This is a genomic window from Leptolyngbya sp. FACHB-1624 (genome assembly GCF_047649235.1).
Lineage (GTDB): Bacteria > Cyanobacteriota > Cyanobacteriia > Leptolyngbyales > Leptolyngbyaceae > Leptolyngbya > Leptolyngbya boryana.
Map to the genome: position 1 here is coordinate 4,208,290 of NZ_CP180258.1, position 9,643 is coordinate 4,217,932.

The window sequence follows — 9,643 nt, forward strand, 5'->3', positions numbered from 1 at the left end:
TCAATTCATCACTGCAAAAGGGGCGATAGCCACCTATTTCCTGATAATGACTAGATGGCTCTCGACAGTGACGGGGCGATCGCTGTTCCAGAAAATCTCAAACGGAAGCTCGATCAGTTCAGCTTGAACGCGATGTAAAAAGCTCCGAAAATGCTGTGCCCTCGGACAACTTGTATGCTTCATCGAATTGCTCACTACACTGACCAATTGACCATTTGCAGCAAGAAACTCATCGTAAGCCCGCTTGATATGTAGTAAATCAACGCCGCGCTGATGAATGCTGGCAGAGAAGGGAGGATTCATCAAAATCAGATCGTATTGCTGAATCGGCTGACAAGCTAAGAAATCTTGCCCAACGAGCCTAAATCCTTGTTGAAAGAGTAGAAGTTGAAATCGTGGATCACGTTCGATGACATCTACTTCAATGCCCTGATTTCTCATGGCTTCTGCTAACACGCCTGATCCCGCGCTCGGCTCTAATGCTTGCATTCGGGCTTCAATGACGACTTGTTCCAGCATGATTTCTGTCAATTCTGGAGTTGAGGGAAACCAGCCATAGGGAGGGTTTTGAAGAATTTCATCATAAAGAGATCGGAGCTTGGACGGAAAATTGACGATGTTCATAGTGCGACTTCATGAATGCTACTTAAATCAATCGTGTCAATGTTAGGTTGATTAGAAGGATCAATTGGCTCAGCGCTAGATTGATCCTTTAATTGAGTGAGCAATGTCTGTGTCGTGATCGCTTGCAAATCTTCATTCCAGCAGTGCATTGCTTTCTTGACAGGTCGATCTGGGTGCAACGCCAAGACAATCAGTTTGACTTGATTTGGGTCTGCTTCATAATGCTGGGTTGCTGCCCACAGTTTGATGCGATCCACCCAATTCAACTCTGGCTCTCGAATCGCCCACTCAAACAGCTTGGGAAACCCATGATGAAAGCCAACATTGATCTCAACCTGTACATAAGCGCGATCGCACAAATGAGCCGAAATCGGATGCTGTAGTTTTAGTTTTTTGTTGGACTGTAGTGAATTCGGAAGCAATTCCTGAACTTGCTCAACCAGCGATCGCAATGTCGGATTGTTGTCCAACAAAGGCTGAATCGGTAGTCCCATCTGCTGTTGTCGAATCGCCAACTGTAAATGCTCTTGTAGGGATTGAAACCGAGAAGACTGTAACGGGGGGTGAGAGGGTTGAAAATCTGCGATCGTTAATAACATACACGCTGATGAAATGCTGCTGCCTGACTTGCCGGAAGGCATATCGACCTCTTCGAGTCATCTCCCAGATAGCGATTAAAATCAGCCCATTTAGCAGTGTATGGGTGACATTGAACAGCACATGATTAGCGTTGCTGTACTGTAGCCTTCTTATGTCTCAGATTTCCCTAGACAACTATTTCTCTCCTTTACTCAAACTTTTTCAGGGTGAACAAGCACCTGGAAGTTGGTTACTTGTAAGTGTGCTAGTTGTCGTCATCGTTCTACTACGTATCAGTGGCAACCGTAAAGGCAAGATTACGACTGGGCGAATGGTGGGAACGGCTGAAAAGCTGGCTGCGGTGAATACAGCACTGAAGCAAATTCGAGAACGGAAGCACGATCGCATCACGCTCTGGTGTGGAAAGCCGAGATCTTGGCTCAAAGGTTCATTAGGAGGAGTTGGAACTCGTCTGCAAACATTACTAGGAACACCCCCAACCCTTTATCTACCGGATGCTCAACGCAGTACCTTGGTTATTGGGACACCTGGAAGCGGAAAAACTGCCAGTGTGATCGACTCTGCTTTGGAGAGTGCCTTTGTTCAAGGATTTCCGGTCATTCTCTACGATAAGAAAGGTTCACAAATGCAACTTCATGCTGCTCTCGCGGCTCGTTATGGATATCAAGTTTGGGTGTTTGCACCGGGTGAACCATACAGTGGAGTCCTAAATCCGCTTGACTTTATGCGAGATGGCTATGATTCCGTCATGGCAGGCGAGATCGGACAGGTGATCAATCGCAATGCTTCAAAGGGTGGCAAGAGTGATGAGTTTTTCTCAACGGCTGGGGATTTACTTGCCAAAGCATTATTACAATTAGCAAAAGTGACTCAACACGCAGATATGGCAATGGTTTACGCCTTGTTGCGACTGCCCAACTTAGTTGAACGGCTGGATCATGCCGTTCAGTCGCGTCAACTCGATGAATGGATTGCGACCTCTTTCAATCAGTTCCTGAGTGCGAAAGATGCAGAGAAAACGATTTCTGGAATTCTCACGACTGCTGCTGCAACATTTAGCAACTTTATCCAAGCAGATTTACTTCGCTCTTTTATTGGCGAATCAGACATTCCAACTCAAATTCAGGGCAGACAGATGATTGTCTTCAAACTGGATGATGCTCGTCGGGGTGTGATTGGTTCATTGTTAGCCGCAGCATTGCATTTAGTAATTGTCGCGAATCTCTCTCAACCTCGTACAGATCCCTTGATTATTTCACTTGATGAGTTACCATCTTTGAAGCTGGAACGTTTGCCACAGTGGATTAATGAGTATCGATCGAATGGTGCTTGTTTTCTACTAGGAATTCAATCGCTGAATCAGCTTTATGAGCAGTATGGCGAGAAATTAGGGAATGCAATCGCATACGCCTGTAGCACTCACATTTTGTTCAATCCTGGCGACTTCAAAACTGCCGAAGAATACTCAAAACGGTATGGTGAAAAGGAAATCACGGTACGGAATCGATCAACCAGCCAAAGTACGGGAGTCCATCAAAACCGCTCAACGAGTTGGAATGAGTCGCTTCAGAAGATTTCAATCCTGACCCCTGATGAGATTTTGCGATTTGAGCAAGGGAAGTGCGTGATTACGAATCCAGCATATCGATCGCGGGGTGAAGGCTCGATTCTCTATTTGTTGAAAATTGAGATCGCGCAATCCGAGTTCGCATACCGCAAGCGAACCGAGCAGTTATGGGAACAGCAAGTTAAGCCTGCGTTGCAGCGACGAGTTAACTTATTGGATCGCCAAGCGCTAACTGAGGCATTGTATGCTCGAATTGAAGCCGCAGAAAAGCTGCTACCCCTGCTAGATCTAGATGAAGAGAGATCGTCGAAATGAAGGGCAGCAATCCAGCGATGGGAAATGCGGAGAGCTATTCAAATGTATTAGACCATCTAGCGTCTCCGTAGCACCTATTGAAACTACTTCAGTATTTGACTTCTGTTCTATTAACATGGATGGCTAGCGGGTTTTGTTCTTCCTGTCTTTCCACAGCGCCAATACGAGAAACCCGTTGCCCTGTCACGGTCAAAGCATCTTCAATGTAACCCGTGACCGTGACATCTCCGGTTTTCAGAAGATGCGTGACATACTTGACGGTCATAATCGCACTCCTTTTTCAATGAGGTTTTATCAAGTCTGGCGGCTTATTACTGAGTCTTTTGACAAAACAAACAGGAATATGTCAGCCAATATACTGATTATATGATTGAATAGTTTTATATTCAGATTAGAAGATTAACTTAACAAAGTCGGGTTTGCACTTTTTATGACTAGCAACCTTAATGGACTTCTGAACAATCTAGAGCAACAAATTCAACATGCTGAGACCCATCTCATTGCTCGATCAGGTAATCAATCCTTTTGTCAACTTGGCAAAACCAGAAAGTAACCTAAAGACTTGAAATATTACGAAGGTAGACATTCATGCAGTTTCTTGCGGACACTGTTGCGCTCTCTCGGATGCAGTTTGCACTCACTGCTATCTTTCATATGCTCTGGCCCGTCCTGACGACTGGGATGGCAATTTATCTGGTGATTGTCGAAGGAATGTGGGGCAGTGTTCTAGATGTGTGGATATATGGCAGAATGAAAACGATGTGTTAGAGGGCTGAGTCTAGAGATGGTCCTAGAACCTGTTCAATGTCCCGATTGCCAGAGTGTGGATGTCGTTAAGCATGGTCGCAGTGCTGCTGGAAAACAACGGTATTGTTGCCGTAACTTAGAGTGTTCCAGACGATCATTTATCTTGAACTTTAGCTATCGAGGACGACTGCCTGAAGTCAAAGCGCAAATCAGTGACATGGCAATCAACGGCAGTGGTATTCGTGATACCGCCAGAGTGTTGAAGATTAGCCCAACGACTGTGATTGAAACGCTGAAAAAAAGTCAAGCCAACTTGAACAAGTAAACACAAGTCTGCTCGAACAGCACCAACCGGATAACACGGCAGTCATGGTCGTCAGAGTCGAGGCGGCGGAGCTGGACGAGATGTGGAGTTTTGTCGAGTCAAAGCAGCATCAACGATGGTTGTGGCACGCGATTGACCATCAAACTGGAAAAGTACTTGCCTATGTGCTAGCCACCCATGAAGACTCAGCTCTTAAGCAACTTCAGCAACTGTTAGCTCCTTTTTCGATTCAGCGGTTTTACACCGATAGTTGGGGAGCTTACTTGCGATTGCTAGATGAGCAGCACCATACGGTTGGCAAAGCCAACACACAGCGCATTGAGCGGAAGCATCTAACTTTGAGAACTCGGATCAAGCGACTTGCCAGAAAGACGATCTGTTTTTCCAAGACTGAGAAGATGCATGATACTGTGATTGGATTATTCATCAACCGTCATGAGTTCGGGCGAGCAGTATAACGTTATGCCCACACATCTAGAACACTACCGAATGTGGTTAAAGACACGCAACCCAGATTATTACCATCATGCCCGCTTCTGGTCAAAGCTCTACGTCCTCAACTTTGGCATTGGCGTGGCATCAGGATTACCAATGGAGTTTCAGTTTGGGACGAACTGGGCACCCTTCTCGGAAGCCGTGGGTGATTTTTTGGGCAGCATTCTTGGCTTTGAAGGCGCAATGGCGTTCATGCTAGAAGCGGGCTTTCTAGGCATTATGCTGTTCGGTTGGGAGCGGGTGCATCCAGTGATTCACTACCTTGCCACCATCATGGTTGCCTTTGGTGCTAATCTGTCCACTTTCTGGATTTTGGTGGCAAATTCTTGGCTACAAACCCCAGCAGGCGGTGAGATGGTCGATGGTAAGTTCATCGTCAGTGATTACTTCCAGGCGATCTCGAATCCTTTTATGGTGAAAAGCGTGTTGCACATGTTTTTTGCCACGCTGGAAACCTCTTTATTTGTGATTGGTGGCATTAGTGCCTGGTATATTCTCAACAACCGCCATCAAACCTTCTTTGCCCGATCGCTCAAAATTGTGCTAGCCGCTGCGATCGCCGTTACCCCACTGCAAATCTACATCGGACACCTGAGCGCTGAGCAAGTGGCTCACTATCAACCCACCAAACTGGCGGCGATGGAAGCTAAGTGGGAAACTAGTCCTGCTGGACAGCCTGCCGATTGGAGCCTGCTTGCACTCCCCGATGAAGCCAGCCAAACCAATAAATGGGAAATTACCATCCCGAATGGGTTAGGCTACATCCTGGAATTTAAGAAGAACCTGTCTGAACCCATCCGGGGCTTGAAAGAATGGGCACCGAGCGATCGCCCTCGCATGGTGGGACTGATCTACTATTCGTTCCGGATTATGAGTGGGATTGGCTTCTTTTTGGCGGGATTGATGCTGTGGAGCGTGCTGAAATGGCTATTGGGTAACCTCTCACCTGAAAAAATTGCTCAGCAAAAGTGGTTCCTCCGCACCTGGATTTTTGCCGCTCCGCTGGGCTACATCGCCGTTGAATCAGGCTGGATTGTCCGCTGTGTAGGGCGACAACCCTGGACGCTGTACGGGCAAATTCGCACCGCTGATGCAGCGTCTCAACTTCCCGCCAGCAATGTGCTGACTTCCCTCACCCTGTTTGCGGTGGTTTACTCCATTCTGTTTGTCTCAACGCTGTACTTTGGGAGTCGAATTATCCGCCACGGCCCCAATCTAGAGTTGCCCGTACCAGGGCTAGACAATCAATCGGCGATCGAAACAGAACCCGCGACATTTGTTCCTGATCAACGTCCTGTAGAGGCTCAACAGTAGGTCACTAATATGGACGCATTACTCCACTTTTTGCCGCAAGTTTGGTTTGTGATTCTAGCACTGTTCCTGTTTCTTTATGTTCTGCTGGATGGCTTTGATCTGGGGGTTGGCATTCTTTCTCTGACCAGTTCAGATGAAGCACGCCGGAGCCTTTTGATGACCAGTCTGGGGAACATTTGGGATGCGAATGAAACCTGGCTAGTGCTGATGGGGGGAGCCTTGTTTGGAGCGTTCCCCCTGGCCTATAGCACGATCCTCAATGCCCTGTATATCCCCATTTTCATGATGATTTTCGGGCTGATTTTTCGGGCGGTGGCGTTTGAATTCCGAGAGCATTCCGATCGAAAGTTTCTGTGGAACTTTGCCTTCGGGGCTGGCAGCTTTATGGCGGCACTGGGACAGGGCTTTGCGCTAGGTAGCGTGATTGAAGGGATCGCGGTGGATGAGGCCGGTCACTTTATCGGCTCCACCTGGGATTGGTTAGACTGGCGATCGCTCCTGGTTGCCCTCACTTTGATCCAGGGCTATGTCCTGATTGGCTCTACTTATCTCATTTTGAAAACGGAAGGAGAATTACAAAAAACTCACTTTCGCACTGCTAAGCTTGCCGCTATCACCACGTTTATTGGCGCAATTTTAATCACGATCGCCACTCCCATCGTCTATGAAGCGGCACGAACTCGATTGTTTAGCCCACCGTTGGTTTACATCTTTGCTGTCATTCCGGTACTGGGTGTGGTGCTGGTGGGACTGCTCTTACGAAGCCTTAATCGGGAAGAAGAAAACACGCCCTTGATCTGGACGATGCTGATCTTCTTACTCACTTTTATTGGGTTAGGACTAATCGTATTTCCTTACATCATCCCGAACCAAATCACAATCTACCAAGCTGCTGCTGCTCCCAGTGCGTTAGTATTCATGCTTATCTTTATTGGCTTTCTGATTCCCATTATGTTGTTTTACAACATCTACAATTATGTAGTGTTCCGAGGCAAAGTCGTTGGTGATGTGTATGGAGAGTAATGAGAGAGTGAGATGATAAAAGAGTAATTTTTCTCATCACCTCTCAATCACCTTCTCAAGATCCCATGGTCTTAAATTGTGATATGAATTATGTGGAATGAACGCTACAGCCAAGCTGAATATGTGTATGGTAAGCACCCCAATGATTTTCTGGTGGAAGTGGTTCAGCAGATCCCCAAGGGGCAAGTTCTCTGTCTGGCAGATGGAGAAGGCAGAAATGGGGTATATCTAGCGCAACAAGGATACCAGGTGACAGCAGTTGATGCTTCTTCTGTCGGATTGGAGAAAGCCCGAAAATTGTCAGCAGAGCGTTCTGTAGAGATAGAAACGATCATCGCAGATCTGGCTGAATTTCCCATTCAACCAAATTCTTGGAATGCGATCGTCTCTATCTTCTGTCATCTCCCTCCGATTGTCCGCGCCCATGTTCATCGGCAGGTGGTTTCTGGATTGCGATCGGGCGGAGTATTTGTGTTAGAGGCATATACCCCCCGTCAACTCCAATTCAAAACGGGAGGCCCACCCACTGCTGAGTTGACGGTGGAATTAACCGTCCTCCAGCAAGAATTGGAAGGCTTGGAGTTTAAGCACGCGGTTGAATTGGAGCGAGACATCCAGGAAGGGTTATTTCATCAAGGACGCAGTTCAGTTGTGCAAGTGGTTGCTATGAAAGCATAATCGACCGCTTATCGAGCAAAAAACTGCTATATTATCCCATTTAGACTAGGGATTGAACCGCAGGGAGGCGAGCGATCACCGCCTTCACCTTCTGGCTGGCATTCGTGGCAATTTCCTTTGCATTGGGGGAAGGAATCGCGGCAAACATCGCGATCGGATCAACGGCTGACACTTCCACACGACCATCTTCATGTTCCTGCACAACTACGTTACAGGGGTACAACACTCCAGCTTTATCATCCTCATGAAGCATCTGATAAGCCGTTTGAGGATGACAGGCTCCCAGAATGCGATAGCGACGGAAATCAACTCCCAGCTTCTTCTTGAAAGCGGCCTGTGCGTCAATTTCGGTTAACACTCCCATGCCTTCTTGCTGGAGTGCTTCAGTAACCTGAGCGATCGCCTCATCAAATGAACAATCAACAACTTTGCTGAAATGATACATGATTGAATGTCCTAATGAACTACAAAAAACAAACCTTGAAGACAAGCCGTAACTGATCGGAATAGTCGATCTACAGACGATACAGCGTACGTGTGATCGCCCTAAGCCAGGACAATTTCATCCGCTTCATCATCCAGGTTTCGGCAATGCGTTTATTGAGAAACGCCATCGATGGGAACGAGTGCTGGAGGAATAGAATGTCCACCATTCGCAATTTGCGCTGGATGGCTAATCCCCACTCGTTGACCATCTCTCCTGACCCTTCCCCCACCACCGTCGCCGCAAAGAGTTTTCCAGTGGCATTGGTCAGCACTTTGACAAACCCGATATCAACTCCCTCTGCGATCGCTGCTCCATAATCTTCGTAGCGCACTTGCACCGTTTCGTAAGCAGTTTTCTGCGCTTGCAGATCTTCCTCACTCGGGCCAACATGAGAAATTTGGGGTTCGGTGAAGACCGTCCAAGGCACGACGAATTGACGGAAATCCTGTTTGAGGGGGTGAGGCATCAGCGTGTTGATCAGGGCGATCATGCCCTGGTGCATAGCAGCGTGAGAAAATTGAGCATAGCCGTTGCAATCTCCTACCGCGAAAATATGCTTCTGGCTCGTTTGCAGATAGGGGTTGACCTGAATCCCTGTGGAGTCATATTTGACCCCTGCCTTTTCCAGGTTTAGCCCCGAAAAGTCCATCTTGCGACCTGTGGCAACCAGAAGTTTTTCGGCTTCCACAACCTCACCCTCTTCTGTCAGCACTTTTACCCCACCCTCTGGTGTCGGCATAATTTGCTGAATCGTCTGACGGCGCAAGATCTCAATGCCTGCTTGCTGAAAGGTATCTTCCAACAATTTCACAGCATCGGCATCAACCCCTCGCAGCAAATTCGGGCCGCGAATGATCATCGTGCAGCGACTCCCCAGACGGGAAAACGCTTGAGCCATTTCACAGGCGATCGCGCCACCTCCCAAAATCACAAGACTTTCGGGAATGCGATCAAGGCTGAACAAATTGTTATTCGTCAGCACCTCTACCGAGTCAATGCCGGGGAAGGGAGGAATGGCGGGTTGAGTTCCAGTGGCGATGAAGATACGCTTGGCGATGATGGTGCATTCGGCTGTGCCGTCTTCTTGGAAATCGCCTACAGCAACCGTGTGTGGATCTACGAAGGAAGCGGTTCCCTGTTGGAGAACCAGATCGACCTTCTCAAACATTCGCTTCGTTTTGCTGTTGTTGATGTAATGAATATCCGATTGGATGCGCTGAAAGGGATTGCGTACCTGGGGCAGGGAGACGGTTTCCAGTTCCATGCGATCGAGCAGGCTTACTGCATTACGAGTTTTCGCCATGCGAAGTAATGCCTTACTGGGAATACATCCCACATTCATACACTCTCCGCCCAGGCGATGGCTCTCAATGCCGCAAACCTTAAGATCCATTTCCGCTGCCATTGCAGATATAGCCATGCCAGCAGGCCCCATACCAATCACCAGAACATCATAGTCGTATGCCAT

At 47.8% G+C, this 9,643-nt stretch carries 11 protein-coding genes; 6 read left to right on the forward strand and 5 right to left on the reverse strand.

Going from position 1 to position 9,643, the window contains the following annotated elements; translation table 11 throughout:
* Positions 1-33: 33 nt before the first annotated feature.
* A complete protein-coding gene (locus ACMUEV_RS19940) occupies positions 34-624 on the reverse strand; it encodes a methyltransferase (RefSeq protein WP_190653370.1) in 591 nt (196 codons plus the stop codon).
* The gene (locus ACMUEV_RS19945) at positions 621-1,265 is read right to left on the reverse strand and encodes a hypothetical protein (protein WP_190653369.1); all 645 of its coding nucleotides are present in this window, start codon (positions 1,263-1,265) and stop codon (positions 621-623) included. Before ACMUEV_RS19945 ends, ACMUEV_RS19940 begins: the two co-directional genes overlap by 4 nt.
* Before the next feature lie 110 nt (positions 1,266-1,375).
* Between ACMUEV_RS19945 and ACMUEV_RS19950 the strand changes: the two genes are divergently transcribed.
* Positions 1,376-3,106, forward strand: coding sequence for a type IV secretory system conjugative DNA transfer family protein (locus ACMUEV_RS19950; protein ID WP_190653368.1), 1,731 nt, complete (start codon positions 1,376-1,378; stop codon positions 3,104-3,106).
* 88 nt (positions 3,107-3,194) lie between these two features.
* Here ACMUEV_RS19950 and ACMUEV_RS19955 read toward each other — a convergent pair whose 3' ends face one another.
* On the reverse strand, positions 3,195-3,371 hold the full coding sequence (locus tag ACMUEV_RS19955; protein WP_190653367.1) for a hypothetical protein: 177 nt from the start codon (positions 3,369-3,371) through the stop codon (positions 3,195-3,197).
* A gap of 323 nt (positions 3,372-3,694) precedes the next feature.
* On the opposite strand from ACMUEV_RS19955, the gene ACMUEV_RS19960 reads away from it, so the two are divergent.
* The 5 genes from ACMUEV_RS19960 (at position 3,695) to ACMUEV_RS19980 (ending at position 7,688) form a co-directional block, all read left to right on the forward strand.
* Entirely contained in the window at positions 3,695-3,874 is a 180-nt protein-coding gene (locus ACMUEV_RS19960; protein ID WP_415354655.1) for a cytochrome ubiquinol oxidase subunit I, read from the forward strand.
* A 16-nt stretch (positions 3,875-3,890) separates the two neighbouring features.
* Positions 3,891-4,636, forward strand: a protein-coding gene (locus ACMUEV_RS19965) for an IS1 family transposase (protein WP_415354656.1) whose coding sequence is annotated in 2 segments (ribosomal slippage) — positions 3,891-4,146 and positions 4,146-4,636 — 747 coding nt in all. Because the reading frame shifts where the segments join, the coding sequence is not laid out codon by codon here.
* Between the two features lie 4 nt (positions 4,637-4,640).
* Entirely contained in the window at positions 4,641-5,987 is a 1,347-nt protein-coding gene (locus ACMUEV_RS19970; protein WP_242045014.1) for a cytochrome ubiquinol oxidase subunit I, read from the forward strand.
* A 9-nt stretch (positions 5,988-5,996) separates the two neighbouring features.
* Positions 5,997-7,010, forward strand: coding sequence for a cytochrome d ubiquinol oxidase subunit II (gene cydB, locus ACMUEV_RS19975; protein ID WP_190653907.1), 1,014 nt, complete (start codon positions 5,997-5,999; stop codon positions 7,008-7,010).
* 90 nt (positions 7,011-7,100) lie between these two features.
* Positions 7,101-7,688 (forward strand): class I SAM-dependent methyltransferase, encoded by a 588-nt coding sequence (locus ACMUEV_RS19980; protein WP_190653906.1) that lies wholly within the window; start codon positions 7,101-7,103, stop codon positions 7,686-7,688.
* A 40-nt stretch (positions 7,689-7,728) separates the two neighbouring features.
* Here ACMUEV_RS19980 and ACMUEV_RS19985 read toward each other — a convergent pair whose 3' ends face one another.
* Both ACMUEV_RS19985 and ACMUEV_RS19990 read right to left on the reverse strand, forming a co-directional pair.
* Positions 7,729-8,133, reverse strand: coding sequence for a DUF302 domain-containing protein (locus ACMUEV_RS19985; RefSeq protein WP_190653905.1), 405 nt, complete (start codon positions 8,131-8,133; stop codon positions 7,729-7,731).
* 70 nt (positions 8,134-8,203) lie between these two features.
* The gene (locus tag ACMUEV_RS19990; protein ID WP_190653904.1) at positions 8,204-9,643 is read right to left on the reverse strand and encodes a dihydrolipoyl dehydrogenase family protein; all 1,440 of its coding nucleotides are present in this window, start codon (positions 9,641-9,643) and stop codon (positions 8,204-8,206) included.

Excerpts from the sequence above, each read along its gene's own strand:
- ACMUEV_RS19940 (WP_190653370.1), bottom strand. The coding sequence starts at position 624 with ATGAACATCGTCAATTTTCCGTCCAAGCTCCGATCTCTTTATGATGAA.
- ACMUEV_RS19945 (WP_190653369.1), bottom strand. The coding sequence starts at position 1,265 with ATGCCTTCCGGCAAGTCAGGCAGCAGCATTTCATCAGCGTGTATGTTA.
- ACMUEV_RS19950 (WP_190653368.1), top strand. The coding sequence starts at position 1,376 with ATGTCTCAGATTTCCCTAGACAACTATTTCTCTCCTTTACTCAAACTT.
- ACMUEV_RS19955 (WP_190653367.1), bottom strand. The coding sequence starts at position 3,371 with ATGACCGTCAAGTATGTCACGCATCTTCTGAAAACCGGAGATGTCACG.
- ACMUEV_RS19960 (WP_415354655.1), top strand. The coding sequence starts at position 3,695 with ATGCAGTTTCTTGCGGACACTGTTGCGCTCTCTCGGATGCAGTTTGCA.
- ACMUEV_RS19970 (WP_242045014.1), top strand. The coding sequence starts at position 4,641 with ATGCCCACACATCTAGAACACTACCGAATGTGGTTAAAGACACGCAAC.
- cydB (WP_190653907.1), top strand. The coding sequence starts at position 5,997 with ATGGACGCATTACTCCACTTTTTGCCGCAAGTTTGGTTTGTGATTCTA.
- ACMUEV_RS19980 (WP_190653906.1), top strand. The coding sequence starts at position 7,101 with ATGTGGAATGAACGCTACAGCCAAGCTGAATATGTGTATGGTAAGCAC.
- ACMUEV_RS19985 (WP_190653905.1), bottom strand. The coding sequence starts at position 8,133 with ATGTATCATTTCAGCAAAGTTGTTGATTGTTCATTTGATGAGGCGATC.
- ACMUEV_RS19990 (WP_190653904.1), bottom strand. The coding sequence starts at position 9,643 with ATGGCATACGACTATGATGTTCTGGTGATTGGTATGGGGCCTGCTGGC.